The sequence below is a fragment of the Methanocella conradii HZ254 genome, from assembly GCF_000251105.1.
GTDB classification, from domain to species: Archaea; Halobacteriota; Methanocellia; order Methanocellales; family Methanocellaceae; genus Methanocella; species Methanocella conradii.
In genome coordinates this window covers 1239217-1265089 of the sequence record NC_017034.1, presented here as the reverse complement: position 1 = coordinate 1265089, position 25873 = coordinate 1239217, and the positions used below count along the sequence as shown (strand labels likewise).

The 25873-nt window shown below is 53.3% G+C and carries 31 protein-coding genes and 1 tRNA gene; 19 read left to right on the top strand and 13 right to left on the bottom strand.

The features are described from left to right. Positions 1–5 precede the first annotated feature (5 nt). The 3 genes from uppS to MTC_RS06480 are packed head-to-tail and all read left to right on the top strand — an operon-like array spanning position 6 to position 3160. Positions 6–983 (top strand): polyprenyl diphosphate synthase, encoded by a 978-nt coding sequence (uppS, locus tag MTC_RS06490; RefSeq protein WP_014405897.1) that lies wholly within the window; start codon positions 6–8, stop codon positions 981–983. 54 nt (positions 984–1037) lie between these two features. Then, positions 1038–2360: an Nre family DNA repair protein gene (locus MTC_RS06485; RefSeq protein ID WP_014405896.1), complete on the top strand. Its 1323-nt coding sequence runs from the start codon at positions 1038–1040 to the stop codon at positions 2358–2360. Then, a complete protein-coding gene (locus tag MTC_RS06480) occupies positions 2357–3160 on the top strand; it encodes an SPL family radical SAM protein (RefSeq protein WP_014405895.1) in 804 nt (267 codons plus the stop codon). Before MTC_RS06485 ends, MTC_RS06480 begins: the two co-directional genes overlap by 4 nt. Positions 3161–3170: 10 nt before the next feature. Here MTC_RS06480 and MTC_RS06475 read toward each other — a convergent pair whose 3' ends face one another. The 3 genes from MTC_RS06475 to MTC_RS06465 all read right to left on the bottom strand — a co-directional run bounded on the left by MTC_RS06475 (position 3171) and on the right by MTC_RS06465 (position 5011). After that, complete coding sequence (locus MTC_RS06475; RefSeq protein WP_014405894.1) at positions 3171–3398, bottom strand: DUF2769 domain-containing protein; 228 nt, start codon at positions 3396–3398, stop codon at positions 3171–3173. Between the two features lie 89 nt (positions 3399–3487). Further along, positions 3488–4744 (bottom strand): MFS transporter, encoded by a 1257-nt coding sequence (locus MTC_RS06470; RefSeq protein ID WP_014405893.1) that lies wholly within the window; start codon positions 4742–4744, stop codon positions 3488–3490. 96 nt (positions 4745–4840) lie between these two features. Continuing rightward, complete coding sequence (locus tag MTC_RS06465) at positions 4841–5011, bottom strand: hypothetical protein (protein WP_014405892.1); 171 nt, start codon at positions 5009–5011, stop codon at positions 4841–4843. A 183-nt stretch (positions 5012–5194) separates the two neighbouring features. Between MTC_RS06465 and MTC_RS06460 the strand changes: the two genes are divergently transcribed. From MTC_RS06460 to MTC_RS06450, 4 genes are read left to right on the top strand one after another with little or no spacing between them, the layout of a single operon-like run. Next, a complete protein-coding gene (locus MTC_RS06460) occupies positions 5195–5833 on the top strand; it encodes a DUF2284 domain-containing protein (protein ID WP_143767092.1) in 639 nt (212 codons plus the stop codon). Positions 5834–5875: 42 nt separating this feature from the next. Continuing rightward, the gene (locus tag MTC_RS06455) at positions 5876–6886 is read left to right on the top strand and encodes a radical SAM protein (RefSeq protein ID WP_014405890.1); all 1011 of its coding nucleotides are present in this window, start codon (positions 5876–5878) and stop codon (positions 6884–6886) included. Between the two features lie 37 nt (positions 6887–6923). Continuing rightward, a complete protein-coding gene (locus MTC_RS13065; protein WP_143767216.1) occupies positions 6924–7004 on the top strand; it encodes a hypothetical protein in 81 nt (26 codons plus the stop codon). A 54-nt stretch (positions 7005–7058) separates the two neighbouring features. After that, positions 7059–8078: an SWIM zinc finger family protein gene (locus tag MTC_RS06450; protein WP_014405889.1), complete on the top strand. Its 1020-nt coding sequence runs from the start codon at positions 7059–7061 to the stop codon at positions 8076–8078. A gap of 15 nt (positions 8079–8093) precedes the next feature. Here the strand turns inward: MTC_RS06450 and MTC_RS06445 are convergent, their stop codons facing one another. Then, positions 8094–8276 (bottom strand): DUF1059 domain-containing protein, encoded by a 183-nt coding sequence (locus MTC_RS06445; protein ID WP_014405888.1) that lies wholly within the window; start codon positions 8274–8276, stop codon positions 8094–8096. A gap of 151 nt (positions 8277–8427) precedes the next feature. Here MTC_RS06445 and MTC_RS06440 point away from each other — a divergent pair, with 151 nt between their 5' ends. The 4 genes from MTC_RS06440 (at position 8428) to MTC_RS06425 (ending at position 12259) form a co-directional block, all read left to right on the top strand. Then, on the top strand, positions 8428–8883 hold the full coding sequence (locus MTC_RS06440; protein WP_014405887.1) for an Lrp/AsnC family transcriptional regulator: 456 nt from the start codon (positions 8428–8430) through the stop codon (positions 8881–8883). A gap of 6 nt (positions 8884–8889) precedes the next feature. Further along, entirely contained in the window at positions 8890–10257 is a 1368-nt protein-coding gene (locus tag MTC_RS06435; protein WP_014405886.1) for a magnesium transporter MgtE N-terminal domain-containing protein, read from the top strand. 5 nt (positions 10258–10262) lie between these two features. Continuing rightward, positions 10263–11531: an Nramp family divalent metal transporter gene (locus MTC_RS06430; protein ID WP_014405885.1), complete on the top strand. Its 1269-nt coding sequence runs from the start codon at positions 10263–10265 to the stop codon at positions 11529–11531. Between the two features lie 269 nt (positions 11532–11800). After that, a complete protein-coding gene (locus tag MTC_RS06425) occupies positions 11801–12259 on the top strand; it encodes a universal stress protein (protein ID WP_237705864.1) in 459 nt (152 codons plus the stop codon). Here MTC_RS06425 and MTC_RS13315 read toward each other — a convergent pair. After that, the gene (locus MTC_RS13315) at positions 12249–12416 is read right to left on the bottom strand and encodes a hypothetical protein (RefSeq protein WP_014405883.1); all 168 of its coding nucleotides are present in this window, start codon (positions 12414–12416) and stop codon (positions 12249–12251) included. The two genes, MTC_RS06425 and MTC_RS13315, sit on opposite strands and share 11 nt — an antisense overlap. Before the next feature lie 94 nt (positions 12417–12510). On the opposite strand from MTC_RS13315, the gene MTC_RS06420 reads away from it, so the two are divergent. Together MTC_RS06420 and MTC_RS06415 are read left to right on the top strand one after the other, a co-directional pair. Continuing rightward, the gene (locus MTC_RS06420) at positions 12511–12861 is read left to right on the top strand and encodes a NifB/NifX family molybdenum-iron cluster-binding protein (protein ID WP_014405882.1); all 351 of its coding nucleotides are present in this window, start codon (positions 12511–12513) and stop codon (positions 12859–12861) included. A 63-nt stretch (positions 12862–12924) separates the two neighbouring features. Further along, on the top strand, positions 12925–14073 hold the full coding sequence (locus tag MTC_RS06415; RefSeq protein WP_014405881.1) for a TIGR04083 family peptide-modifying radical SAM enzyme: 1149 nt from the start codon (positions 12925–12927) through the stop codon (positions 14071–14073). A 15-nt stretch (positions 14074–14088) separates the two neighbouring features. On the opposite strand, the gene MTC_RS06410 is transcribed toward MTC_RS06415, so the two are convergent. Further along, positions 14089–14173 (bottom strand) — tRNA-Leu (locus tag MTC_RS06410). A 264-nt stretch (positions 14174–14437) separates the two neighbouring features. Further along, positions 14438–15271, bottom strand: coding sequence for an HFX_2341 family transcriptional regulator domain-containing protein (locus tag MTC_RS06405; RefSeq protein ID WP_014405880.1), 834 nt, complete (start codon positions 15269–15271; stop codon positions 14438–14440). 163 nt (positions 15272–15434) lie between these two features. Here MTC_RS06405 and MTC_RS06400 point away from each other — a divergent pair, with 163 nt between their 5' ends. The 3 genes from MTC_RS06400 to pdxT are packed head-to-tail and all read left to right on the top strand — an operon-like array spanning position 15435 to position 17838. Further along, positions 15435–16400, top strand: a complete 966-nt coding sequence (locus MTC_RS06400; protein WP_014405879.1) for an alpha/beta hydrolase — start codon at positions 15435–15437, stop codon at positions 16398–16400. A 1-nt stretch (position 16401) separates the two neighbouring features. Continuing rightward, the gene (locus MTC_RS06395; protein WP_014405878.1) at positions 16402–17190 is read left to right on the top strand and encodes a prenyltransferase/squalene oxidase repeat-containing protein; all 789 of its coding nucleotides are present in this window, start codon (positions 16402–16404) and stop codon (positions 17188–17190) included. A gap of 51 nt (positions 17191–17241) precedes the next feature. Further along, complete coding sequence (pdxT, locus tag MTC_RS06390) at positions 17242–17838, top strand: pyridoxal 5'-phosphate synthase glutaminase subunit PdxT (protein WP_048189575.1); 597 nt, start codon at positions 17242–17244, stop codon at positions 17836–17838. A gap of 6 nt (positions 17839–17844) precedes the next feature. Here the strand turns inward: pdxT and MTC_RS06385 are convergent, their stop codons facing one another. From MTC_RS06385 to MTC_RS13310, 5 genes are all read right to left on the bottom strand, one after another. Further along, positions 17845–18798, bottom strand: a complete 954-nt coding sequence (locus tag MTC_RS06385; RefSeq protein ID WP_014405876.1) for a methanogenesis marker 12 protein — start codon at positions 18796–18798, stop codon at positions 17845–17847. Positions 18799–18951: 153 nt separating this feature from the next. Further along, a complete protein-coding gene (locus MTC_RS06380) occupies positions 18952–20364 on the bottom strand; it encodes a PAS domain S-box protein (protein WP_014405875.1) in 1413 nt (470 codons plus the stop codon). 166 nt (positions 20365–20530) lie between these two features. After that, a complete protein-coding gene (locus MTC_RS06375) occupies positions 20531–22429 on the bottom strand; it encodes a V-type ATP synthase subunit I (protein WP_237705862.1) in 1899 nt (632 codons plus the stop codon). Between the two features lie 27 nt (positions 22430–22456). Continuing rightward, a complete protein-coding gene (locus MTC_RS06370; RefSeq protein WP_014405873.1) occupies positions 22457–22777 on the bottom strand; it encodes a V-type ATPase subunit subunit G family protein in 321 nt (106 codons plus the stop codon). A 9-nt stretch (positions 22778–22786) separates the two neighbouring features. Further along, positions 22787–22948, bottom strand: coding sequence for a hypothetical protein (locus tag MTC_RS13310; protein WP_014405872.1), 162 nt, complete (start codon positions 22946–22948; stop codon positions 22787–22789). Between the two features lie 206 nt (positions 22949–23154). On the opposite strand from MTC_RS13310, the gene MTC_RS06365 reads away from it, so the two are divergent. The 3 genes from MTC_RS06365 to MTC_RS06355 are packed head-to-tail and all read left to right on the top strand — an operon-like array spanning position 23155 to position 24679. After that, positions 23155–23643: an RNA-binding protein gene (locus MTC_RS06365; protein WP_014405871.1), complete on the top strand. Its 489-nt coding sequence runs from the start codon at positions 23155–23157 to the stop codon at positions 23641–23643. A gap of 60 nt (positions 23644–23703) precedes the next feature. After that, positions 23704–24078 carry a cell division protein SepF gene (locus MTC_RS06360; RefSeq protein ID WP_014405870.1) on the top strand — a complete coding sequence of 125 codons (375 nt, stop codon included), beginning with the start codon at positions 23704–23706 and terminating at the stop codon, positions 24076–24078. A gap of 16 nt (positions 24079–24094) precedes the next feature. Continuing rightward, entirely contained in the window at positions 24095–24679 is a 585-nt protein-coding gene (locus MTC_RS06355) for a ZPR1 zinc finger domain-containing protein (protein ID WP_014405869.1), read from the top strand. A 1-nt stretch (position 24680) separates the two neighbouring features. Here MTC_RS06355 and MTC_RS06350 read toward each other — a convergent pair whose 3' ends face one another. Further along, positions 24681–25769 (bottom strand): hypothetical protein, encoded by a 1089-nt coding sequence (locus MTC_RS06350; protein ID WP_014405868.1) that lies wholly within the window; start codon positions 25767–25769, stop codon positions 24681–24683. Positions 25770–25873: the final 104 nt, after the last annotated feature.

Below are 25873 nucleotides of genomic sequence, written 5' to 3'. Positions count from 1 at the left end.
TTTATATGAATTTCAAGTACTTTCTGTGGAACCTATCGGTAGGCTGGTATGAGCATATACCCATACTATACCGGTGGTATGAGCATTCGATAAAGAAGGAGGTGTTGAGGCACCCGGTCCCGCAGCATGTTGCGATAATCCAGGATGGCAACCGGCGCTACGCGAAAAAGCTCGGCCAGCCCGCAGAGCAGGGCCACCTGCGCGGCGCCGACACCACGGAAAAGGTACTGGAATGGTGCAAGGAGCTGGGGATAAGGCAGCTTACGCTGTACGCGTTTTCTACGGAGAACTTTAAGCGCCCCGAGAATGAGAAAAAAGCCCTCTTCGACCTCTTTAAGTATTTTTGCCGTAAGGCTAGGGACGATAGGAAGACGCATGAGTCGAGGCTCAGGATACGCTCGGTGGGCGATATCTCCCTGCTTCCTCAGGATGTGAAGGATGAGATAGCCCTTACTGAGGCCGTCACGGCTGGCTATGACAGGTTTTACCTGAACATCGCTGTAGCCTACGGAGGCCGGCAGGAGATAATCGATGGCGCCCGGAAGATGGCAATGGACGTTAAAAACGGCACGCTGTCCCCGGAGAGCATTACGGAGAGCGTCGTGGACAGGTACCTGTACTTTGGCGCTGAGACCCGTTCGCAGGTGGACCTCATCATCCGCACTGGCGGGGATGAGCGGACCTCGAACTTCCTTCCGTGGCAGGCCAGCGGCAACGAGTGCGCAATCTACATCTCCGCCCCGTATTGGCCGGAGTTCCGCAAGATAGACTTTTTAAGGGCCATCCGTGCCTACCAGATACGTGAGAGGGACCACCGGATTAAGCTGGCGGTCAGCATGCTTAAGGTGAAGCGCCATAACGGGGGCCTTAAGATGGATGAGTTCAAGAGAGGGCTGGCATCTTCGTTGAAGATACCACTTGATGAGGTGGAGGCCATCATAAGGCATCCTATCGTTCAGAAGGAGCTTGCCAGGGCATCATGAGCGTTAGAATTACTTTCATGCCACTTTGGATGATTATATATCGTGCATCCGCCCATGTCATTAATGATGGATAGCACGCCGATTTTCGCCGGCAGATTCGATAATCCCTTTTTCAGTGGGCATGAGAGCGCAGGCTTTCTTGGCGAGCGGGAGCGCCCTCTGTGCGTCGAGTGTAAGGGCGCGAAGATGCTCTGCGCCAAGGCCAGGTGCCCCCTTCTGGTAAAATATTATGCGGCAGTCAGGCAGAAGCAGTTTATTGATAACGCCTTCATACGGGGCTCTGCTCCGGGCGTGTTCGTAGGGCGCTATGGATATCCTGCCGTCTCCATCGGCCCTCTTCTGCCGCCAATCCTTGGCGACACGTCGGAGCTCGACACCCCTGAGATGTGGCTGGGCAAGAGCATCGATGACATCGTGTCCATGCGAAGCTCGCTGGTAAGAGGGCTTTACAGGGTTAACGTCAAAAAAATCGACCATTTCACTAAAATTGTAGAAGACCTGCAGCTATTGTCCATGGCGGACAGGCCGATAGACACGAGCGCCGAGTTCTATAGGAAGCCCGCTGGCCGCATCGAGCTTGACGACGAGGTGCAGCCATTCGGGCCGTCTGCCCCCCTCAAGAAAATGGAGATGGGCAACTTTAGGCTTGACCAACGCCTGGAGAAGGCACATTATGACACGGACCTGCCGGCAAGGGATGCGGTGCTCAGCCTTTATGGCCATGACGTGCTGGTTACTCGCATCCAGAGGGCGTTTAGCATGGGGGCGTTTGGCGCTAAAAAGTCCCGGCGCCTCGTGCCGACGCGGCAGAGCATAACTGCCGTGGATAGCATGATAGGCGAGGCGCTGGTGGAAGATGTCAAGCGCCTGCCGATAATCAACGAGTTCAGGGTATTTGAGAGCTGGCAGCTCGATAACCGCTTCATAGTGCTCATGCTCCCGGAGACGTGGGGCTATGAGCTTGTGGAGGCGTGGTACCCTGATACCATCTGGAACCCTGCGGGAAGGGATATCATGGTCATATCCGACCATGAGCTTGGCAGCGGCAGGAAGGAGTATGCGAGGATAGGCGGGTGCTACTATGCGGCCAGGCTGGCCACCGCTGAATACCTGGTTAAGGAGAAGAGGCAGGCCAGGGTGGTCATCCTCAGGGAGGCCCACTCCGGCTACATTATGCCCGTAGGGGTGTGGAACGTTAGGGAGAACGTGCGTGCTGCATTGAGGGGGCCGTATGAGGCCTTTAGCTCACTGGAGGCTGCCCTGGCTTATGTGCAGAGCCGCTTTGATATACCTATAAAGCGTTGGACCCTGAACAGCTTTGTGCTCAAGGATGGCAGGTTTCAGCGCAGGCTGTCTGACTTCGGAGGAGCTGGATGAAAGTGAGGGAGATATGCTGTAAGACCGCTTTAAGCCCATCCAGGCTTCCCGGCCTGGACTATACGCTGAACCCCTACTTTGGCTGCGGTCATGGCTGTATTTATTGTTATGCGCCGGCGACTTTACGCTATGGCGGCCCTGAATCGTGGGGCTCATTTGTTAATGTAAAGGCCGATATGCCACGAGTATTGGAGAAGGAGGCCAGGATAAAAAGGCGGGGCGTCGTCGGAATCAGCACGGTCACAGACCCGTACCAGCCCATCGAGGAGAGGCTGGGGCTTACGCGGAGATGCCTGGAAGTGCTCCTATCAAAGGATTTCCCGGTATGCATCCAGACTAAGTCTTCGCTGGTACTCAGGGATGTGGACATATTAAGAGAGTTCCGGGAGATAGAGGTGGGCTTTACCGTGACGACGCTTGACAGCGGCATTAGCGCCGTCGTGGAGCCGGGCGCTTCACCGCCTCGAGAGCGGCTTAAAGCTTTAAGGGCGCTGGCTGATTGTGGCATAAGGACATGGGCTTTTATAGGCCCAATTTTGCCCGGAGTTGTGGACAAAGAGGTTTTGGAGAGCGTGCTGCAATCGCTTAAAGACGCAGGAGTTTCATATGTCATGCTGGATCGCCTGAGGCTAAAGCCAGGCATCTGGGGAAGGATGGAGGACGCCCTTAAGGATGAGCACGCCATACTGGAGGCGTGCAGGTTGGCCCTTTTCAAGGGCGATGGCACTTTCGATAGGCTAAAGGCCGACGCCGCAGTAATTTGCCGGCAACTCGAACTTGAGCATCACTTCAGCTTTTAGGCAAAATCCTTTAGTCGAGCAGCGTATCAAGATTCCCGTGTATGCAGTAATAGCCCCCATCCAGCTTATGCTCTATGGCCACGGGGCACATTCCACACTTGCATCCATTCTTTTCAATGGTACCCGTCATGTTACCGCGAGAACAGAAAAGGAGCTTCCCCTCCCCGACATAGCTCGGGCACGTGCCACAATACTGCTTACAGATGCTTTTATTCTCTGGGCTGTTTTCAACGAACATCTTTTCACCCGACCATATATACCATAATATTAAACATTTAATATATATAAATTCGATTCTCTCGTGCAACGGCAGATACAGGGAGGCATCTATCCCTCAGCCCCTATTTTTTCTATCTTATTTGCCATGTTAGCCCTTTTTGAGACCACGCGGTCAAGCCCCATGAACCCAACCACGCACAAAATGAACATGGACCCAATTATCGCCCACATCATGGGCACGTTGCCGCCCATCGAGTCCTTCAGGATGCCGCCAAACAGGGGGCCGACAGCCCAGCCAATGTTCCCGGTCAGCCCGTTAAAGCCGAAATACCTGCCCCTCATGCTCTCGGGCGAAAGGTTAGCCTGCATGGTGGAGGAGGCGGGCGACCAGATCATCTCCGCGAACGTGATGATGGCCATGCCTATGAACGGCACGATGAAAGCCGTCGAGAGCGAGAGCATGAAGAAGCCTATGGCGAACACAGCGGCCGAGAAGGCCAGCGCAGACGTCATTTTATACTTATTGACCTCTGACGAGACGCGATACTGGAAGAGCGCGACCATCAGCCCGCTCAATGCGTATAGCACGCCGATCCAGAAGCTACTCAGGCCCACGTATGCCGACGAGTAGACCGTGAAGAGGGTGTACATCTGCTGGTATGGGATGATCATGAATAGCATGAGGAGGCAGAATGCCAGGAACGGCCGGTCTCCCGCGACCACCGCGATGTCCTTGAGCCTGAGCCTCTCCGGCTGGAGCTTAGGCCTGGTATCCCTCAGCAGGAATGCTGCTATGAGGAGGTACGTGAGCGTGGTAAGCGCCGTTATGTAGAATAGATTGCCATACGAGGTAAACATGAGGAACGCCCCGCCCAGCACTGGCCCGATGACCCACCCCATGTTTGAGCCGATGCGTATGAGGCCATATGCTTCTACGAGGTCGGAGGGCTTTACCACGTCTGCTATCATGACGTCCGGTATGGTCCTGTATAGGCCGCCGTTGAACGAGTTGAAGGCGAGTGCAAGTATGAAAAGGGGTATAGCAACATGAGTATCTATGCAGATGCTTATGAGCAAATACGATATGATTTGTAATGTTAGCCCAATAATAAGCAGCTTTTTTCGGCCATAGGCGTCACATGCCGCCCCGCCCAGGTAAGCGGCCCCCGCCCCCACTATGGTCGTTATGAAGTCCGCCAGGCCGACCTGCGTCATGGACATGCCCAGGCTCTCGTACATGTATATGGACATGAAGGTCATGACGAGCGAGGTGCCCAATACCCCTATAATAGAGGCGCCAAATAGGCCCCAGACTTGCCTGTCGAACCTGGATGTGAAGCCCCCTATATCAAGACTTATCGTCATCTCTATCAGAGCTTATTCCAGGAGGGGCTTCGCTTATAAATATTTACCCCTGGTAAAAGCCTAAAAGCTTAAAAAGAGATTATGAAAACTAAGGCTCTAAGTTTGCTCAGAGCTTTTTGCCCGCTGGATTAGGTCCCGCACCTTCTGCCCACCCTTGTGGCCTATTTGAACGTAAAAATCGTGGCCGTGGGTCCTCTTGGTGGTCTCTCCACCCTTCCTGCCAGCTTCCCTAACAGTCATTTCTCCACGTTCTTCACTTCTAGCCATAGGTTATCACCAAAAAGACTTTTGGCTTCATGTTAATCAATCTATCCTGTGTAAATAGTATAATAGCCCCTAAATATGGAGAAGAATGCCAATATGGCGACGAAGCTCTTCTTCAGGGCTTCAGCAAATTCTATAAGCCCTAAAAATAATATATTTAAATTTATGCTCCAAAAGTCCCATACCATGCAAGTAGATGAGAAGCTCGATAGAGAGCTAAAAGCCCTGGCAAGGAAGAATAAGGCCGGCATCCATGAGGTTTCGCCTGAAGACATCGTGGTGGGCGAGTGGGTGCGCTGGAAGTGCATGTTCGGCTGCAAGGGATATGGCAAGCACTTGAGCTGCCCCCCTTATGTCCCAGGCCCGCAGCAGACGAGGGAAATGCTGAAAGAGTATAAGAAAGCGTATCTGGTCCACTTTAAAGGGATTCCGGGGATTAAAGAGATAGACCCTGATGAGGTGCCGGCGAACTGGCACGCTTTCCTGGCCCCTCTAATCCTGTGGATTCATGACACCGTCTATGAGCTTGAGCAGCATGCCTTCTACTCGGGCTACTATAAGGCTCTTGGATTCGGCGCATACCCGTGCTATTATTGCGAGGAGTGCGTGGCGGAGCAGTCGAAAGGGCCTGTGGACGTGAGCTTCAAGAGGGACTGCAGGCACGCCGAGAAGGTGCGGCCATCGATGGAGGCCGTGGGGATAGACGTGTTCGCTACGGTGAGGAAGCTCGGGCTGCCCATAGAGGTCATACCGTGTAAGGATAACCAGTATGGCAAGTTCATGCACCCGAGCTTCGACTCCTATGGGCTTCTGCTGATAGATTGAGAGAGTTTTTAAATAATTATTTGCATATATTTGTAAAGAGATATGGAGAGGTATTTTAGGATACTTGAGGGCGCCCCTGCGAGGCACACGCTGCTGAAGTCAGTTGGAGTGCCCGAAGGCTTTCGGAGTCTCGACGATGAGGGGCTGTGGCGGCTCCACGACCGGAAAATCCTGGAGTATCGGGAGATAAACAAGCGTTATGCCTCATATAAAAAACCCCCTGAAAGGAAGGGCGTATCGCTCTTAGACGTCAAGGAGGAGCTTGCCGCCCGCATCATGAGGCGATGCCAGTTCTGCGAGATACGGTGCGGCGCAAACAGGTATGAGAGGCACGGGGCATGCGGAGTGGACGCCACGTCGCACTACTACTCGGAGTTCTTACACTTTGGCGAGGAACCCGAGCTGGTGCCCTCACACACCATCTTTTTTGAGGGCTGCACTTTCGCCTGCGCATACTGCCAGAACTGGACTATAGCCACCGAGATAAGGGGCAGGGTGGTGGAGCCGGAAAGGATGGCAAGAGTCATAGAGATGAGGCACCTGGAGGGGAGCAAGAACGTGAACTTCGTGGGAGGGGACCCCACGCCGCACCTCCACACCATCCTGGAGATTATAGGCCAGGTCAGCTCGAACATACCTATGGTCTGGAACTCAAACATGTATATCACGCCGGAGTCGATGAAATTGCTGGAGGGCGCTATAGACGTTTACCTGGGCGACTTTCGGTATGGTAACGATGAGCACGCCAAAAGGTATTCGAGTGGTAAGAATTACTGGGCGGTTACTACGAGGGCTTTTTTGGACGCTAAAGCCCAGGCCGAAGTCCTTGTCAGGCAGCTAGTCCTGCCGGGCCACGTGGAGTGCTGCACCAAACCCATCGTGGAGTGGTGCGCCCGAAACCTTGGCAGGGATGTGCGGTTCAACCTCATGTTCCAGTACTTCCCGGAGTACAGGGCGTCGATGTTTCCGGAGATAAACCGCACCCTCACGAGGGCAGAGGCGCTCAGGGCCATGGAAATTGCCAAGAACGCGGGCCTCGCCAACCTCGTATAATATAAATTTATATAAATAAAAGACGCTATTAAGCTGCATCTGCCCCGCCGGCTGTCCGGCATACACTAAGTATAAGCTCAAAGACACGTTCTACTGCATGTACGGGAAGGCAAAGTAAAATCCTTACACTTTTCTGCTTAACGTTTTATCCACTCGAATAGTAGAGCTAATCATGGACGCGAGGGCGCCTTCAATTGCGCATGGCCTCAGGGAGCTAAAAGAAGACGAGGTCAGGAGGCTATTCGAGGAGCGGGTCTTTGAGCGAGGCGTCAGGTACTTCGAGCAGGGGCGCGTCGTGAGGCCATTCATCTACGGGGATAGCATCATGGCCGAGTGCCGGGGAACGCTTCCCCAGAACTACCAGGTCAGGGTAGATGTGAGAGGAGGAAGGCTCGTCGCTTCGTGTACCTGCCCCTACGCCTTCGGGTACTGTAAGCACATGGCCGCCGTCCTGTATGGATGGCTCAAAAATCCTGGCATGTATAAGGACCTGGGGCAGTCTGAAAGCCTTCTAAAAAAGATGGACAAGGACACGCTTGTCGAAATAGTCATGGACATGATCAAGTACGACCCGGATGCGTTTTACGTGGTGAGCCTGCGGCTGCTTCCCCGGGCCGAGGTGAAGGGCTTCGTGGAGCGGGAGATGCGCGCCATTTTTTCCAGGGAGTATGTAGACTATCTTAACGTTAGGGAGATAGTTAAGAGGCTTGACATTTTCCGGGAGTACTCTTCTGACGTTTTTCGGTCTGGCGATTTTGAGGCGGCCATGGATGCGCTGGCTCCAGTAATCGAGGCGGTGGTGGAGAACTACACGAGTCTGGATGACTCTGACGGGCTGATGCGTAACTTTTTCGCAACGGCAATGGACCTGTATGGGGATGTGGCCGCAGCCTACCGGCTGGATGGCGAGAGGCGGGGCTTCTTAACCCGTGCCCTCGAGTGGTACCTTGAGGCGGAGTGGGGGCTGGAGCGAGTCATCATGGATTTCCTGATAAAAGAGGCAGGCCGCCTGGGTGAGCGGGAGTTCATGCTAGACCTGGCCGAGCTAAAGATGGCAGACTACAAAAGAAGCTTCATCACGATGGGGCCGACGTACTCAGAGGAATACGAGTACGTAGAGGAGCGGCTCGAAAGGCTTGAAGCGCTAAGGGCTGGAGCCATGGGCACTGTAGCCGATAAAAAAATGAGCTAAAAGGCGTATGCCCCGCTATACCTTTTTAGTATGCTTAAGTACGTCTTCCTTCCCCAGCGCTTCATTATGGAACATGCTCGCGTGCCTCTGCACGATGTTGACGAGCTCGTCGACGTTCTCGTCCCGCACCATGAAGGAGCACGCCGGCACTCCCGCATCTTTGCAGCTAAACTCCTGTGCCATACCATCGCCAGACATAGTTTATAAATCAAAGTTATATAATTTTCTGATTAACTTATTGGCTTTTAATTCTACTAGTTTACGGCGCTTTTATTGGTAAAAAAACAAATTTTAAATACTATTATTGGTCAATTACCAAATATCCATCGAAGGAGAAACCTGGATAGATATGGATAATGAATCTGAACTGGACGATACAGACCTTTCTATCCTCAGGCTCCTCAGGGAAAACGCCAGGATGAGCTACCTGGAGATGTCCCGGCGAACGGGCATCGCGGACGCCACCATCCAGCACCGCCTAAAACGCATGATAAAAAAAGGGCTGGTGAAGCTTACCGTAAGGGTGGACCCCGTGGCATCGGGGTACGGCGTCATGGCAGTCATCCTCGTGCAGACCGACACCGAAAAACATGATGAGGCAAAAAACTCGCTGGCATCCCTCCCGGAGGTCACGGAGGTGTATAGCGTGCTGGGCGAGTACGACCTCATGATAAAGGTCTGGGCGAAGAGCCTTGATGAGCTGAACCGGACCATCAACGACAAGATAAGAGGCGTCGACGGGGTGGAAGACCTGGCGGAGATGGTCATGGTCGAGAGGGTCAAGGAGGAAGGGCCGCCCATGTAGGTGATAATGATGAGCGAGTCGAAGGGCATGAAAAATGACGGCACGAGGCCGGAGCTGGCAGAGCTTCTTCAGAGCGGCAGGGCCACGTTCTTCAGCCAGTTCATCGGGAAAAGGGTAGTAGATAAGAATGGGCGCATCCTGGGCAAGATGAAGGACTTCGCCATAAGGCCTGGCGAGGCTCTGCTGGAAGTCTCGGCCATCGTTTATGGCGAGGGGCTTTTAAGTGAGATCCTTGGCCACGACGTGATAGTGGGCATGGCAAACGTAAGCTCGATAGATAAGGACATCAAGCTGAAGGTGGCCATGGAAGACATACCGCCAGGCAGGCTCTCCGACAATGAAATGCTCATCAGAGAGACTATACTTGATAAGCAGATCGTGGACATTGATGACCTAAAAGTGGTCCGCGTTAACGATGTGCTAATGGCATGGATCAAAAATTCATTATGCCTGGTAGGCGTGGACGTGGGCTTTAATGGCATCATGCGCCGCATTGGCCTCATGTGGATACCGGAGCGTTTAAACGTGCTAAGGCTGCCGGAGCATATAATATCGTGGTCGTACATAGAGCCGTTAGACCCTGCCCTGCGAAAGGTCCAGCTGAAGATACCGCGCAAGAACGTGAACGACCTACACCCGGCGGATATCGCGGACATCATCGAGGAGCTGGACAATAAGGGCCGGTTCACCATTTTAAAGTCGCTGGATAAAGAGACGGCTGCAGAGACGCTGGAAATGGTGGAGCCAGAGGTGAGGTCGAACATGCTCCAGCAGATGTCGGCGAAAGACGTGGCGAGCCTCATGGACAGAATGAACCCGGACGATGCCGCCGACATACTTATCACGATGCCGAAAGAGCGGGCGTCTGAGATATTGAAGCAGCTATGCGATATCAGCAAAGGCCATGCGAGCGATATAAGAGATCTAATGAAGTACAGGGAAAACTCCGCGGGTGGCATGATGAACACGGAGTTCATCTACGTCCACCCTGACCAGAAGGTGTCGGACGCCTTCGCAAAGCTAAGGGCCCTGGGCAGCGAAATCGACATGATATACTATATTTATGTGCTGGATGAGAAAGAGCATCTTGTCGGAGTATTTTCTTTAAGGGACCTTTTGCTCGCAGACCCTGCTAAAAAGGTAAAGGATATCATGCAGGTCGAGGTGGTCAGCGTCCTGCCCACATCTTCCCGGGAGGAAGTCGCAAACGTGCTATCAAGGTATGACCTTTTAGCCGTCCCGGTGGTCAATAATGAAAACGTCATGCTCGGGATAGTGACATTTGACGACGCGCTGGAGTATACGCTGCCTGAGGATATTAAGAGCCGCCTTCCCGCGAACTACCACAGGATTAGAAGGGCGCATAAGGTGTGACTGTTATGTTTGGGGATAATGGCGGACAGCGCCGCCACTTCAGCCTTAAAGGCCTGCTATTGTTTTTGGCGGTCGTGGGGCCAGGCATTGTTACGGCGAGCGTCGACAACGATGCCGGGGGAATCACGACCTACACTCTGGCTGGGGCTCATTTTGGCTACGCCCTGTTGTGGACGCTGGTGCCCATCACCGTTGCCCTCATCGTGGTACAGGAGATGTGCGCCCGGATGGGCGTGGTCACGGGCAAAGGCCTATCAGACCTGATAAGGGAGAACTTCGGAGTACGAATCACCGTCCTCCTCATCATAGCCTTGGTGATAGCCAACCTGGGCAACACGATGTCCGAGTTCGCAGGCGTGGCGGCGAGCATGGAGCTTTTCGGGGCCTCCAGGTATATCTCCGTCCCCATAGCGGCCGCCCTCGTGTGGCTGCTGGTGGTAAAAGGCACTTATAGCCTCGTAGAAAAGGTCTTCCTTGTAGCGAGCGGCTTCTATGCGACATACATAATATCCGGCTTCATGGCGGGGCCGGACTGGGGAAATGTCCTCGAGAACTCTATCATACCCTCGTTCAGCTTCCAGCCAGGCTACCTCCTGATGTTCATAGGCCTTGTGGGCACGACCATCGCCCCGTGGATGCAGTTCTACATACAATCGGCGATCGTGGAAAAGGGCATCAGGATCCAGGATTACCTATTCACACGGATCGACGTAATCATGGGATGTTTCGTGACCGCCATCGTGGCGTTCTTCATCATCATGACCTGCTCGGCCACCCTGTTCGTCAACGGCGTAACCGTAGAGACTGCTGCGGACGCCGCCAGGGCCCTCGCCCCGCTCGCGGGGCAGTATGCATCGTGGCTCTTTGCCTTCGGCCTCTTCAACGCATCGGTTTTCGCTGCGTCCATATTGCCGCTGGCCACTGCGTATACCGTGTGCGAGGGCATCGGCTGGGAGTCGGGCATAGACAAAAAGTTCGAGGACGCGCCGCACTTTTACGTTCTCTATACTTCGCTCATCGTCCTGGGCGCGCTAGCGATATTAATACCGGGAGCCCCGCTGATAACCATAATGTTCATCTCCCAGGTGCTCAACGGAATGCTTCTCCCGTTTATCCTCGTGTTCATGCTCATCCTCATCAACGATAAGAAGCTGATGGGCGACCACACGAATAGCCGCCTGTTTAACGTGCTGGCGTGGGGCACGACCATCATCATGTCTTTCCTCACCCTACTGCTAGTTGTGACAAGCATTATCCCCGAGCTTTTGGGATGATACAAAGCCCTATATAGGTTGAAACCATAACGAATGCTTATCGACAAACGATGGTTTTAGTCATGGCAAGCGATTATGCGGACATCGATGCCCTGAATGGGGAAAAACGGGCGTAGCCCGCCCGTCGATAATATCCAACGCGGCGCCGGTCGCGCTGAAGCTAGCCGTGAAGTCGGTCAAGGGCCTGGTTGACGTCCGGCTTTCAAATGTTCATATAGAGCCATGCAAGGAAATGGGTGATAATTGTAAGGTGTGTGATGGGGAGTGTAATGATGGCTGATAGGATATTGATTGCTACTGATGGGTCAAGGTATGGCCAGATGGCCGTGGATTATGGGGTGAGGCTCGCTGGCAGGCTTGGCGCAGAGGTCATAGCCCTCTACGTCGTGAGCCTGAAGAGCCTGGAGGTGTACGCCCTCGGGCATCACGACGACATTGGCGGCTACGCCGGGGCTGACGCTGCGCTGAAGGATGAAGGGGAAAAGGCGCTTGCCTACGCGGCATCAGCGGGTAAAAAGGCCGGCGTTGCCGTTTCTACCAGGATGGTCCGGGGCTACCCGGCCGACGAGATAATCAGGCTGGCGTCGGATGAAGGCGTTTCCATGATAGTCATGGGTAGCCTGGGGAAGACTGGCCTCGAGCACCTTTTATTGGGAAGCGTGTCTGAAGCCGTTGTGAAAAAGGCCCCCTGCCCCGTTCTCGTCGTCCGCGGTGCCGTTAGCGCTTAAGCCTTACCGCACAGTTTTGGCAGCCCTCTCGCTCCTGGCAGAAAAGGTTTTCGTCAAGCAGGCACCAGTACCCGAAATTGCCCTCATCACCTTTTGCCTTATACACAGACCAGTAATAGCTTTTAAGCGCCGTGTCAACTAGATGGTACCGTCTCATATGATTAAATTAAATATATATGTTTTTATTAGTAAGCCTAAAAATGTGGCGTTCCGGGCAAATTAATAAAGCTTAGAGTACATATTAGAATACTATGACAAGGCTGGCGGCGCCAGTATCCTCTCCAGAAGGCCCGGGGTCCACGGTAAGCGACCATTTCGCCATGAGCGAGGACTTTGCCATCCTGGAAGCTGAGGGGGACAGGATAGTATCCATCGAGTTCGCCCATAATGAGAAGGCGGACGATACGAAGGCGGCGGAGTTCATAGCGGATAAAGGCGTCGAAGTCGTGCTGGCAGGACGCATTGGGTCGTGCATGACCAGGATATTTCATGAGAGGGGGATAAAAATCTTCTGCGGGGCGGAGGGCACGGTGGAGGAGGCCTTTAAGCAATATGTGGCGGGCAGGCTCATGGAAGTAAGCCCAAACCCGTATCAGCTATAGAGCGAAAGGTTATTTATCCCATAGAGGCATACGGAAATCTCTGATAGATGGTTGCGGTGAACGATGCCATTTCACGTGATGCTTATCCCGACCCTGGGATGCCCCTCGAAGTGCACCTATTGCTGGAGCTCTGACGTGAACTCCCCGAAAATGAGCATGGAGACGGTCGAAGACGTCGTAGAGTGGCTGAGGCTTTTCAGGCCAGGGGAGGCGGTAACCTTCACCTTCCATGGAGGGGAGCCGCTCCTGGCTGGCGCCGAGTTTTACGAAAAGGCGCTAAAGCTATTATCAGAAGGGACGAGGGACAGGAAGGTCGCGTTTGCCATGCAGACCAACCTATGGCTCATGACGCCCAAAATCGCAAGAATTTTAGCGAGGTATGACATCCCGATCGGCTCCAGCCTGGACGGCCCAAAATGGATTAACGACCTGCAAAGGTCTAAGGGGTATTATGAGAAGACCATGAGGGGCTATAGGATAGCGAGGGAGAACGGCCTTGACGTCAAGTTCATATGCACGTTCACGTCCTACTCGATAAAATTCAAAGAGGAGATCTTTAACTATTTCATGGATAACGGCCTGACTTTGAAGCTGCACCCCGCTTTGCCTTCCCTGCGTAGCGAGGAACCCGATAAGTGGGCGCTCGACCCAAGGGAATATGGGGAGCTTTTGGTATACCTTCTCGACAGGTACCTCGAGAACATCGGGAGGATTGAGGTGATGAACATCGACCTCCTGTGTAAGTGTATATTTACCGGCCATGGCACTGTTTGCACTTTTGTAGATTGCATGGATGATACGTTTGCCGTGGGGCCGGATGGTAGCATATATCCATGTTACAGGTTCGTTGGCATGCCAGGCTACGTGATGGGCAATGTGTCCAGCCATCCCACGATGGAAGAGCTTAAAAGTTCTAAGGCCGGGAAGCTGATGCAGAGGTATAAGAAGTACGTTGATACGCATTGTAAGGATTGCGCCCATATTAACTATTGTAGGGGCGGCTGCCCATACAACGCCATCGCTCCCTATGATGGCATGATAAAAGGCGTGGACCCCCATTGTGTGGCATATAAGCATATCTTTAGCGAGATCATCGATAGGATGAGCGAGGAGATGTTTGGCTCTTCAAGCCTTGAGACGACCACGTTTGGCCCGGGCCCGATGAGCGCCCCCAGGAAGGGAATCATGTCGCTCATGTTTAAGGAGATTTAATTACCAAAAATAATGTGCTGGGAACCGGATTCGAACCGGTGAACTCCTGCGAGAATAGATCTTGAGTCTATCGCCGTTGACCTGACTTGGCTATCCCAGCATCTTTGCAGCTAGCGGGCTTTCACAATTTTAGGCTTCCGTATATTTAAATTTATGGTCTCAAAAATTAATAACATATATTTTTGTTATGAGATAACTATATATACCGCCAGTTACATATTATATCAGGTACGAGGCGTATGATAACGTGCGTCTCGTATAAAGGGGGCAACATAAGGCGGGGCCGAACTAAGACGGCTCCGGCCTTCCGCACGGCCATCCTGCCGCCGAGCCAGAGGCCCGGGAGGGCTGTGCGGCCATCTCATCAGCAATTTCTCGTGTCGGCAAACAGCTCCCCCACTCTGGTAAGCCTAATCCTCAATTCCTTCTTATCTCGCTCCGTCATGATAAGGCCGAGCTTTTGCAGATTATCCAGGTAATACTTCACGTTTGAGCGGGGCGTGGGATGCCCCAGTTCCCTGTCAAGGATCTCCTTCATCTCTTTTATTGAGCTCACTCCACGGCCTTCGCCTTCAGCCTTCTCCCACTTCCGTATGAGCTTCAGCATCTCGTACTCTATATCGCTGATATCCGCTATGGGGAAGGGCGGGAACTCGTGTATCCTGGACTCGCCAGCCGCCATGCCGTGCGCCTCAATTTCACGGGCAAGTCCCCTTAACCTGTTTACGATTGCCTTTTCGTCTGCCCCCCTCTCCAGAAGCCTCATTATGGTGTCAATCACCTCTCCTTCATAGTATCGCTCCGGCTCCACGTAGAATAGCTCCACATCGCCATAGCCCTTATTCAGGAAAGCCGCCATCGTCAATGCGACCTGCAAGATTTTAGGGGCAGAAGATATGTTTATATAAACGGGATTGCCCGCAAGGGCCTCCTTATTGATCAACCTGTAAACGGCCTTAAACGTCTCGTTGAAATCGTATATATCCACGTATACTTCTTCCCACTCGATGGGGGCCTGCCGGATGGCCTTGATGAACTTCTCTACGGCCTCCTGCTGTTCGGCAAAGCCCTTTTTGCTTTTCGTAGGGTCGTTTATCAACAGGTAAGCCTTTGATACGGTGAAATCCTTGAATAACGGCTTTACTACACGATCATATTCCATGCCAGCAGGTATTATGTGAACGCCAGGTTTAGTCATATTTATTTCGTTTATATGGCCATATTGTACATATAATTAACCTTGGAATGTGCCATATAACATAAATTATCATCATATTTTTGATATTAGTATATTGTGGTTTCCTTTTGGTGCCATGATAAATCAAAAGGCTTATTTTTAGAGAGGCAAAAATAGTGAGCCTGTGTCCAAGAAGAGGGTAGAAGAAAAGCGAAAGAAGGAGCGTTCGAGGCGCCTCCTCTACGCGGGGATCTGTGCGGTAGCGTTCATTATAGTGATGGGCCTCATTTTCTTCGCCTGGTACTCAAATGTGCCGAAGAAAAGCGAGACTGCAAAGCTCTGGTCGATTGACGATGCGGGCAAGCTCAACTTCACCGAACGCGGAAAGGTTGAAGGCCGCGCCACCGTAATCGAGAATACGGATGGCTATACGCTGGAGAAGGTGGTATATAAGAGCTTTGGAGATGACGTTTACGCCCTTTTAAGGAGGCCGAAGAACGTCACGCGGCCCCCCGTCGTCATCGTGTTGCCCGCCGCGACGATAACCAAGGAGGCTGACCACGCCACTGCGGAGGCGTTGTGTGAGATGGGATACGCCTCGCTGACGCTCGACCTCAGGGGTAACGGGGGCGAGACCGGCGGATACTGGGTGAGCAACTGGACGGCGGGGTTCGACGATTTCCTGGCGGGCGGCGACCCTGTGCAGTATAAGCAAGTCTACGATGTGCTCAAGGGACTGGACTACGTGAAGTCGAGGGAAGACCTTGACGGCGGCAACGTGTGCCTGCTTGGCGAGAGCATGGGCGGCATGTGGGCCATCGTCGCCGCCGGCCTGGAGCCCGACTTCAAGGGAGTAATAACCATAAGCTCCTGCGACTTCGAATTGCCAGACACCAGCGATGCGCAGGCCTTGAGGTTCGTCAACGCAGTGCTGCCATCCAACTATCTAAAGGACCTGCCGCCGCGCAAGCTTGCCATGTTCCAGTTCGATGGCGACATCGTGGTTACGATGGAGCAGGGCAAGGCGTTATATGACAAGGCATACGAGCCTAAGGCCTGGCACCTCTATAGCGGCGGCATTCACGGAGTTTATGATAAGGCGTACGGCGCAGACCTTCGGTCCGAGCTAAAGGAGATGCTGGGTAAGTAGCATGGACACGCTGGAAAAGGCTATTAAATTTTTGATGGGCTCGCAGCGCGCCGACGGCTCGTGGGGCAATGGCGACCCGTTTGTATGCGCGCGCGTCATGCTCGCCCTAAAGGATGACGCGCCGGAGGGGATGCTTTTGAAAGGCTTAAAATACCTGGAGGGGCGGCAGGAGACGGATGGCCACTTCAAGCCTGTAGGTGGGATGTACTCGGATGCCACTAGCACCGCCTACGCCCTTATCGTCCTGAATAAGTTCGACTATGGCAAGGCGAGCCTGCCCGTCAGCCGGGGCATCGTATGGCTCGTGGAAAGCCAGAACAAGGACGGGTCATGGGGTAAAAATAAAGAGAAGAAGGCATATACTACCACGTTTTGCCTGCGGGCCCTTCATGCTTTTTACTTGAGCGGGATTAATCGGTTTGCGCGGGGCCTGGAGTTTTCGCTCGGGTATTTGAGGGGACTGGATTTCTCCCGCGAGCCTGTATCTCACGTTTATGCCCCGATATTGAATCTATACAGGATGTCTTACCTGGATGAGGGCTTGAGGGATAAATTTTTTGAGTTTGCGCTGGATGCGGCCGAGCCTGCCCTGGAGGGCGGCAGCGTGGCCGACGTGGCCTATCTTCTTGGCACGTTAAAAGCGCTGGGGGAGGCCGATGTTTCGGCGGCGCTGGAGGAGTGGCTGGCGGCGGCGCAGCACGATGACGGCAGCTTTGGCAAGGACCTCGCCTCGCCGGGCGACCCTAACTGGACGGCGCTCGTGGCGCTGGCCATTAAAGGCATGCTTTAGAATGGAAAAGCTTTAAATTTAAAGGCGCCATCAATGGGGTATACCATGAGCATGAAGATAGGGGTCATCGCCCTACAGGGAAACGTAGAAGAGCACGTCGAGGCGTTATCGCGCGTCTTCCGCGGAGAGATAGTCAAAATAAAACATAAGGGCACCGTGCCGTCGTGCGATGCGATCATTATACCGGGAGGCGAGAGCACCACGCTATGCAGGCTCGCATGGTCAGAAGGCATAGCACAGGAGATAATCGAGCGTGCACGTCAGGGCATGCCCATCATGGGCACATGCGCCGGCCTCATCCTGCTGGCCAGCAGGGGCGACGACGACGTGAAAAAGACGAGGCAAAAATTGCTGGGCTTGATGGACACGACGGTGGACCGTAATGCTTTTGGAAGGCAGCGTGAATCGTTTGAGGCGCCCCTCGATGTGTCATGCATTAGTGGTGGGCCGTTTAATGCGGTTTTTATCCGTGCGCCCGCCATCGTGTCCGCTGGGAAGAGCGTCGAAGCGCTCGCCACCCTCGATGGGCGCATCGTCGCCGCCAGGCAGGGGAACATGCTGGCGCTCGCATTTCACCCCGAGCTTACCGACGACGCCAGGATCCATGAGTACTTCATGGATATCGTGAAAAGCCACGCCAAAAAGTAGCGGAGCTCATCTCTCGACTTTTATCCCTAATATTTCCTTTTTTCCGTGATGAACGTCCCGCGCTATCTGGGCCAGGCCGACAGCCGCGGATAGCGTTCCAAGGGCTTTTATATCTTTTTTTAGGAGGCTGGACATCCTGTCTTTCACAAGCCCCATCGAGCCGACCGAGCCCGCCGTGAAGATGGCGGCGCCAGGTATGAGCGTCTGGAACGAGGCCACCTCCATGGCCGCAAACACTGCTATGGTGTCGAAGGCCCAGAGAGCGTCTTTGTCGTTTTTCTCTAGCGCCTCCATGAGCGAGCCAAGGCTTTTATAGGGTATAAGCTTGGACACGCCCGCCGTGGAGAAAGCGTCGTTGGCCGTGATATGGCCGGAGTCGACGTCTCTTATGGCCTGAAGGTCTAGAGGGCCGTGATGGACCCCAGGGGCAAATATGCAGGCGTCGATGGCCCCCAGCATTCTCAACTTCTCGACGCCCATCGTCACCGTATTAGAGCTTATATCCGAGACGATGAAATCCTCATCACCAGAAGCCATGTAAGCGTTGTAGGCGATGCCGAGCTTTTCAGGGCTGGCGCCATGCGAATATACCTTAAAGCACGGGTGCCCATAGTTGCGGCGGTGTATGCCAGGTATGACGACTGCGGGCAGGCCAGATTCGGCGATGGCATCGTACACGTTCGTTCCTCCGCCCACGTGTACTCCGGCCCCTTCACGGCTGATGACGCCCCTGTTTTTCACCTTCTCGATCGGAGTGATGCTCGATATTCCATCGCCCATCGAGTAGGTTACGGCGATCATCTCGACATCTCTCCTCGACGCCCTGAAATTTTCAAGCATGGTATCGATTATCTGCCCCTTGCTCATGTCGCGTGCCTGTTGCCTGGTGAGCTCGAACCATCTTTCATCTGTGTCCGCAAACCGTATGCCGGTAGTACCATGATCTATGCCTATATACACGTCTGGACCTTCCGTTATGCCGTACTCATGCTTTAAAGCTTATTAAGTATTGTCATGCGATGATAAAATAAGCGGCCAGAAAAGGATTAAGTTTTTACGCTTTCCCGACAAGTTTGCGACCCGTAATATCCCTCGTGATGCCATAATAGCCTATTAGTCTTTCCCTTTTCTCTTCCCCCCCCCCCCCACATTTGAATCGAAGATTGGTCTGATACTAATCTCCACACGAATCTTACGGCCATCCTTATGCAACAGGTCGCATTCAACGAGCTTGAAACCGTCCTCTTTTTCTAGCATTTTCCGAACCTCTCGACGGACTTTATTTCTGGACGCCTTAGGCATGAAGTCGTAAGGGCTTTTGCCTATGACCTCTTCGGGACTATAGCCGAGTATGTCCAATATCCTGGGGCTCGCGTACACGAAAACTTCGTCCTTGTCTATCTCCCATACGCCGTCCGGGACGTTTTCCACGATGCTGCGATACTTATCCTCGCCGACGCGGAGGGGTTCATCAGACCTGACGCGCTGGCCTATTTCAGATATCAGCGCCTTGTTAGCCACCTCGAGCTCAAGCGTCCGCTCCTTCACCCTTCTGTCAAGCTCATCGCGCGCCTTTTTAAGCTCTTCTTCCGCATGCTTGCGCGCCGAGATGTCCTCGACGACCGCTATGACGTACTTTATGGAGCCATCGGGCTTGCGTACCGCCGATACCGTGGCGTTCGCCCAGACGGGCGAGCCGTCCTTCTTTATGTACCTCTTTTCAAAAGAATATGAGTTTATTTTGCCCGACTTTAGCTCATTGAAGTGCTTTTCGCTGATTTGGACGTCGTCAGGGTATGTGATGCTTAAAAACGTCTTTCCTGCAATCTCTTCATGGGTGTACCCCAGTATGTCGCAGTATTTTTGGTTGAGGCGTATGAATCGCCCCTCAGCATCGAGGTGCGCCATCCCGACAGCCGCCTGCTCGAAGGTTGCATGGAACCTCTCTTCGCTCTCTTTTAAAGCCTCTTCCGCCCTCTTCCTGTCCGTGATGTTCTCGATGATGATGGTGACGCCCTTTTCGCCGTCGTCGAAGACCATCGGTATGAACTTGATCTCTAAGTAATGCATCTTTTCTTTTTGATATTGGACTTCAACTAAGGATTCTTTACCCTCTATAGCGTTTTTAATGTAGGATTTAATGAATGGCCGGACACTAACAGGAAATCTATAATTCTCTATGATTTCAATGTTCTTATAGAGTATATCCTCTCTTCTTATGCCCGATTCTTCGAAGAACCTGTCGTTTGCGTAGACCAGCCTGAGGTTTTTATCCAGTATGATGATGAAGTCCGAGGAGAGGCTGAGCATCGCAGATATGGGCAGGCGGTGTGATAAGTAATACACCTTTGAAGGGCCAAACTTTTTCACGTCTACCTGCCCTGTGAGCACAAGCATCTCGAGGTACTTAGCCACCGTTAGCCTGTTGATGCCTATCTCCTTCGAGATCTCGTTGATGTTCATGCCTCTCGGCTTGGTCTTGAGAGCCTCTTTAATGCGGGCGAATGCTTCCCTGCTGATTTCCATTTGTAATGATGTAATATTAATCCTGTATAAAATATTTTGGTTATCAAAAGTGATAATCATTAATCGAAAGCTTTATATATGATTATTGCTTTATTAGCTATTAGTATGCCCCCTTAAAAACGCTTGGGCGGGCAGCCTTTTTTAGCCCGCCCACCTCTCACCGTTTTTATGCTTGCCTGCCAAATGGCTTATACTGAGTGCCCCCGCCCTCATAGAATTTGGTGAAGAACTCAACCATGTGCAGCCTCAAGGCGTGTATCGACGGGCTAAACATGGCGAGGACGAGGTTGAGGGCATGCAGGAGGACCGCTGCGGTAAGGCCCACTATTACGACGCCCAGCGTGCCCGCGAACTCGTTGGCCACCAGGGCAAGGATAACCGAGGCCATTCCAATTGCCATCAGCCTCGCATACGAGAGGATGTTGCCCATCGTGCTCACCACCTCGATGGTGCCATATATGCCGCCGCCATAAAGGATCACGGGGATGGAGGCCAGCACCAGCAGTATTGCTGGATACAGGAGCGCCTGCGGCACGATGCCCCCGGCACAGCATATAGCCACTATAAGCCCCGAGAGGATGGCTATCATGCCCGCCTTCTCGGCGATATGCTTCTTACTCCCGACCGTTATGGCGTTTATCAGCCCTATGGCCAGCCCGAAATAGACGTGGAATATGCCTATGGCGATGGTCACTAGAAGCATGGGGATTATGGCTTCGACCCTGTTCAGCGTGATTCCGAATACCTGCAACGGATGAAGCCAGCCCATCTCCTCCCCAAAGTTCCCGAAAAACTCCCCGAACAAAAATCCAAAGAATATCGCTGGTATAGAGGAGATGGCGAGTATGCTGGACAGGTCACGCAGCCAGCCAACCTTCTCGAACTTTATCCTCGCGGCAATGGACAGGGCGAGTATTGCCAGCCCATAGCCGATATCGCCCACCATTATACCGAAGAATATGGGGAAGAACAGCGAAATAAACGGGCTCGGGTCCACCTCAAGGTACTTCGGGGGCCTGACTAGCCCCATGAGGAACTCGAATGGCTTCACAAACCAGGGGTTGTCGTAAAAAGTGGGGGCCTTCTCAAGGTCTTCGGGGCTCACCTCGAGCTCTTCTACGACCACTTTATCCCCATAAGCCTTTTGTATGGCCTTCCTCGTCCTCTTCAGGTACTTTGCCGGAACCCATCCCATGATCACGAAGGCGTACTCGGATTCCCCGAACTTATTGAACGTATTATACTCCTCGCTAATATCCTCTAGATGGCCCTTTAAGACCAAGAGCTCCTGGTACCACTCCACCGAGAGCTTTTCAAGCTCGGCGTTGATCTCGCGGATCTCCTCCATCGCCTGCTGCCGCCTCTGCTCTATGAGGATTAGCATGTCGTTGAACTTCATGCCCATGAACTCGCTGGGCAGGCGCACCTCGTTTACGTTAGCTGAAAAGAGGAAGGCGTGCACCTCATCTGAATACTTCTTGTGGAATATCGCGATCGCCGCCATCGACTCTTCATCGATATCCGTATGGGCAAGCTCAAAGTGGTCGTTGGTGATCTTCACGAGCTCGTCCCTTATCAGGTCGAGCACGCCCTTGAACTCCTTCTGGACGATAAGGATGTTAACCTCGTAGTTCTCGAGCACGGGCAGCTCGTGCTCGATGTGCCTTATCCTCTCGATTACCTTTTCATAGCGGCCGAGAGCTATGATGTTAAACTCGCGCTCGCTCTTCCTCGTCGCCAGCTCCTTCGTGGTCCACTCGACCTCGCTTAAGACTTCGGCTGCCCTTGCCATGACCTGCTCGTCGGTCATAGCGTGGAGCTTCTCGTCGATGATCGCCTGCTTCTCCGGGTCGTCCTTTTTTGGGAGCGTCAGCAGCACGCCTCCGACGCGGGCTAAGAGGCTCAATGCCTCGGCCTCTTTCCTGGCCTCGACCTTGTTCAGGCATATGCATTCCCTGGGGACGCACTCGCACACGTCTTCAAGGTGAACAGTCCCGGCATGATAAAGCGTGTCTACTACCCCTGCGAGGTCCTTTTTCGGGCCGATCACCTGTATCCTTTTCATCCTGTGGAGCATAAGCCTCCCTGGCCATCAATGGTAAGCTACAAACTTTATGATTAAATCAACCGCAGCAGGCAGGTTTTTCTCCCCCCGCTCACGGAGGGCTGAGGCCTTCATCGCCTCGCTCCCCTTAATCTCTTCAACCTGGCCATCTATCGCCGCCTTGCCGCGACGGTAGTGTTCAGCGGCAAGCTCGCTCCCCTTAAGCTCGGCATCCCTGATGATCGACTCCGCCCTTCGCCTGGCGTCTAACACGATGCCCTCGGCTTCCTTCGCCGCCACCTCCAGGCGCCTGTTAAGCTCCGACTCCTTATCCCTTATCTGCTCCAGTAAAGTCTTCTGTCCAACCATGCTATCATCTCACAGGCCATATCGAGACCTTAAAGCTGAAGTCATGCCATACCTATTCTTAGGCTGTCTCTCGCATCCCTCCCGTTTTTTCGCCTCTAGTATCCGCTGCCTGCACCGCTCAATGGCCTCCTTCTTAAGCTTATCAATGATATCGATAGCGTTCGCAGCCATAGTACAGCCTACTTAAACGTCATTTTTAGCTCGATAAAAATAAAACGAATTATTATTTATGAACAATTCGTTTATTGGCATACTAAACCATAAATGTTATGCTAAACAGAGCATGCGACCGCGAAGCTATCAGCAAAAGTATTATAAATGAAGCCAATATAGATTTTAGTCTCGAATTTCTAGAAATAAGAAGCGAGGAAAGTCCTTTGAGAATCAAGGCAAGACATCATTTAAGAGAGGATGCCGCAAAAAAGATCCTTGAAAACCTGAAGGCGAATTTTGGAGAATCCATCGAGGCCGAGCTTGCGGGCAAGACGCTGGAGGTCGCTGAGACCGACGAAGACCAGGAGTTCATCCTGGTCAACGGGGAGCCTCTATTGTTTTCGGTGAACGATACCTACTTTCCGACGATAAGGGGCGCGCTTAAGCTGCGGCCGAAAAGGAAGCGCGTCGTTATCGACATGGGGGCGGTAAAGTTCGTGGCCAAGGGCGCCGACATCATGAGCCCGGGCATCGTGGACGTCGATACCAGCATCCGCAAGGGAGACCTCGTGATAGTTTGCGACGAGGTGCACGGAAAGCCGCTCGCCATCGGCAAGGCGCTGGTGAACGCGGACGCCATGATGGGCAACAGGGGTAAGGCCGTCAAGTCTATCCATTACATTGGCGACCGGATATGGAAGATGGAAGTATAAGGCCTGGCAAACGATAAAGTAATTATACAGGTGGTGGCATTACATTTTAGAGGGAATAAAATGGCTAACAAGGGCATCATAGGAAAACTTTTCGGCTCAAAGCCAGCAGATGGATTGGATGACTACACGGAGATAAACCTCGAGGAGATCGAGGAGGCCCAGGGAAGCGGGCCCGCGGAAACGTATGTGCGCGTGGGAGAGCTCGCCAGCCTGGGGCAGATTCCTGAGCTTAAGAGGGAGATTTATAACGGGAATATAGTCATAGCTGATATCACGCCCATCAAGGGCGATAGCCTGACCAGGGATAGGGCTCTAAAGGACCTCAAGCAGGTCGCCCTCGACGTCAGCGGCGACATCGCGATGATAAACGACAACCAGGTCGTCGTGACTCCGATGTCCATCAAGATAGACAGGACAAAGTTTACTAGCAAGTAGCGCCCCTCAGTGTGTGATGAGAGACTCGGGAGCAGGAAGTAGCGAATCTACGGGCTTCTACAATTGTCCAGCGTGTGGCAGCATCCTCGAGATGCGAGGCAACCTGGACAATATACCATATTTTGGCGACGTGATGGAGATTAGCCTGGCCTGCGACTGCGGGTTCAAGTTCGTCGACACGATCATACTCGGGCAGAAGGAGCCGGTACGATACCTTAAGCGGGTATGCAGCGAGGGCGACCTGTGGACTCGCGTCATCCGGTCGACTTCGGGCACCATCCGCATACCGGAGTGGGGCGTGGAGATTGAGCCAGGCCCGGCCTCAGAGGCGTACATCACGAACGTCGAGGGCGTCATCGAGCGCCTTCAGTCGGTGGTGGAAATGGCCAGGAAATGGTCGGAGACCGAGGATGAGAGGCGGCGGGCTGAGTCGCTGCTGGATACCATGCAGGCGGCGCGGGATGGCAAGCCAGACTTTACCATAATAATCGAGGACCCGCTGGGCAACAGCGCCTTCATCGGCGAGGGCGTCGAGGTGGCGAAGCTTACCGATGAAGAGGCCAGGAGCCTTCGCACGGGCATGTTCATAGTGCAAAAATAGCCTATTCATGTCCGCCGGCCACGTTTCTATCGAACTCGGCCCCGGCGCAGCTATCGCATAGCTGGCCCTCAGTCCATGTGGCTTTGCCGCAACGTGGACACTTGGGCGAATGCTGCTTATCCCTGCCATACCCTTTTAACGCCTTTTCAGCTTTTCCTTTTACAGCCAGTTGACCGATGCCAAGCGGATTAAGCATTGCTTCCGCATCGCTCTTGAACTCCCCTCTCGTCAGCCCTACGACCTCTCTCATCTCGTCATCGGTGAGCTGTGCCTTCGGGATGCCTGTGGCCGAACCCGACTTGAGCTTCACGATATCGGCGAATCCCACGCCGGAAGACGCCGTACTCCTATTTACCAGGGGGGTTTCGGGCTCTTTCCTCGTACCCTTCCAGATGATTTGATAGGCCTCATTAGCGTTACGCTTTACGTGCGCGTCGGGGTAGAAGGAGGCGAGCGACTGAAGGAAGGGCATGGCCTTAGACACGTATTCGGGGTGAGACTTCGCTATGATGCCAATTATCTTAGCCGATTCGGCCCTGGTGGACTTGTTTATGCTCCCGAGGTGCTTGATTAGCGCCGCCGAGTGCCGCTCGAAGTATTCGGGCCTCTCCGCCGCGAGCCGCCGGAGGGCGCTGCACACGCTCGAGGATATCGAGCCGTACGTGTCGTCCATGGCGGCTATCAGCTCGGGCATCATGAGCTTGGCGTACCGGTCATCCCTATACACGAAAGATAGAAGAAGCTTGACTATCTCGGTCTTCAAGGATTTCCGCTGGAGGGCATCCTTTTTGTTTACAGGGGCCTTCAAAAGCGATAGTATGAGCGCGATGATGAACTCGTTCTTCGCCTCCGGCATGGAGGGGAGCACGGCGAGCGCCTTCACCGATGTGGTGAGCACGGCGATGTTGTCTGGATACTTGACCAGGTTAGCCATCAGGGCGTCTGCGAGGCTCTTGACCTCCTCCTCGCTCATCCCGGCCGCTAGCTCTTGAAGCTGCCTGACCGTGCGGTCATCGCCCTCGCCCAGGCTGATCTCCTGAAGTAACGCATCCAAGCGTCCCTGCTGTGGCCTCGAGCCAAATAACGGCATGTTATACCCCTGCAATACAAAAATTTTACTTTCAACGCCCTCTGACAAAGCTTTTATACGAACCTAATATTCAGTTTATATGGCTGAATAAAGATAAAGCTTAC

What these genes read in the sequence shown, in the direction of transcription:
- MTC_RS06420 (WP_014405882.1), top strand. Translation starts at nt 12,511, where the DNA reads ATGACAAGGCTGGCGGCGCCAGTATCCTCTCCAGAAGGCCCGGGGTCC.
- MTC_RS06455 (WP_014405890.1), top strand. Translation starts at nt 5,876, where the DNA reads ATGGAGAGGTATTTTAGGATACTTGAGGGCGCCCCTGCGAGGCACACG.
- MTC_RS06375 (WP_237705862.1), bottom strand. Translation starts at nt 22,429, where the DNA reads ATGAAAAGGATACAGGTGATCGGCCCGAAAAAGGACCTCGCAGGGGTA.
- MTC_RS06435 (WP_014405886.1), top strand. Translation starts at nt 8,890, where the DNA reads ATGATGAGCGAGTCGAAGGGCATGAAAAATGACGGCACGAGGCCGGAG.
- MTC_RS06360 (WP_014405870.1), top strand. Translation starts at nt 23,704, where the DNA reads ATGGCTAACAAGGGCATCATAGGAAAACTTTTCGGCTCAAAGCCAGCA.
- uppS (WP_014405897.1), top strand. Translation starts at nt 6, where the DNA reads ATGAATTTCAAGTACTTTCTGTGGAACCTATCGGTAGGCTGGTATGAG.
- MTC_RS06350 (WP_014405868.1), bottom strand. Translation starts at nt 25,769, where the DNA reads ATGCCGTTATTTGGCTCGAGGCCACAGCAGGGACGCTTGGATGCGTTA.
- MTC_RS06475 (WP_014405894.1), bottom strand. Translation starts at nt 3,398, where the DNA reads ATGTTCGTTGAAAACAGCCCAGAGAATAAAAGCATCTGTAAGCAGTAT.
- MTC_RS06450 (WP_014405889.1), top strand. Translation starts at nt 7,059, where the DNA reads ATGGACGCGAGGGCGCCTTCAATTGCGCATGGCCTCAGGGAGCTAAAA.
- MTC_RS06370 (WP_014405873.1), bottom strand. Translation starts at nt 22,777, where the DNA reads ATGGTTGGACAGAAGACTTTACTGGAGCAGATAAGGGATAAGGAGTCG.
- MTC_RS06380 (WP_014405875.1), bottom strand. Translation starts at nt 20,364, where the DNA reads ATGGAAATCAGCAGGGAAGCATTCGCCCGCATTAAAGAGGCTCTCAAG.
- MTC_RS06395 (WP_014405878.1), top strand. Translation starts at nt 16,402, where the DNA reads ATGGACACGCTGGAAAAGGCTATTAAATTTTTGATGGGCTCGCAGCGC.
- MTC_RS06415 (WP_014405881.1), top strand. Translation starts at nt 12,925, where the DNA reads ATGCCATTTCACGTGATGCTTATCCCGACCCTGGGATGCCCCTCGAAG.
- MTC_RS13310 (WP_014405872.1), bottom strand. Translation starts at nt 22,948, where the DNA reads ATGGCTGCGAACGCTATCGATATCATTGATAAGCTTAAGAAGGAGGCC.
- MTC_RS06430 (WP_014405885.1), top strand. Translation starts at nt 10,263, where the DNA reads ATGTTTGGGGATAATGGCGGACAGCGCCGCCACTTCAGCCTTAAAGGC.
- MTC_RS06425 (WP_237705864.1), top strand. Translation starts at nt 11,801, where the DNA reads ATGATGGCTGATAGGATATTGATTGCTACTGATGGGTCAAGGTATGGC.
- MTC_RS06465 (WP_014405892.1), bottom strand. Translation starts at nt 5,011, where the DNA reads ATGGCTAGAAGTGAAGAACGTGGAGAAATGACTGTTAGGGAAGCTGGC.
- MTC_RS06470 (WP_014405893.1), bottom strand. Translation starts at nt 4,744, where the DNA reads ATGACGATAAGTCTTGATATAGGGGGCTTCACATCCAGGTTCGACAGG.
- MTC_RS06460 (WP_143767092.1), top strand. Translation starts at nt 5,195, where the DNA reads ATGCAAGTAGATGAGAAGCTCGATAGAGAGCTAAAAGCCCTGGCAAGG.
- pdxT (WP_048189575.1), top strand. Translation starts at nt 17,242, where the DNA reads ATGAAGATAGGGGTCATCGCCCTACAGGGAAACGTAGAAGAGCACGTC.
- MTC_RS06405 (WP_014405880.1), bottom strand. Translation starts at nt 15,271, where the DNA reads ATGACTAAACCTGGCGTTCACATAATACCTGCTGGCATGGAATATGAT.
- MTC_RS06480 (WP_014405895.1), top strand. Translation starts at nt 2,357, where the DNA reads ATGAAAGTGAGGGAGATATGCTGTAAGACCGCTTTAAGCCCATCCAGG.
- MTC_RS06440 (WP_014405887.1), top strand. Translation starts at nt 8,428, where the DNA reads ATGGATAATGAATCTGAACTGGACGATACAGACCTTTCTATCCTCAGG.
- MTC_RS06485 (WP_014405896.1), top strand. Translation starts at nt 1,038, where the DNA reads ATGTCATTAATGATGGATAGCACGCCGATTTTCGCCGGCAGATTCGAT.
- MTC_RS06355 (WP_014405869.1), top strand. Translation starts at nt 24,095, where the DNA reads ATGAGAGACTCGGGAGCAGGAAGTAGCGAATCTACGGGCTTCTACAAT.
- MTC_RS13315 (WP_014405883.1), bottom strand. Translation starts at nt 12,416, where the DNA reads ATGAGACGGTACCATCTAGTTGACACGGCGCTTAAAAGCTATTACTGG.
- MTC_RS06445 (WP_014405888.1), bottom strand. Translation starts at nt 8,276, where the DNA reads ATGTCTGGCGATGGTATGGCACAGGAGTTTAGCTGCAAAGATGCGGGA.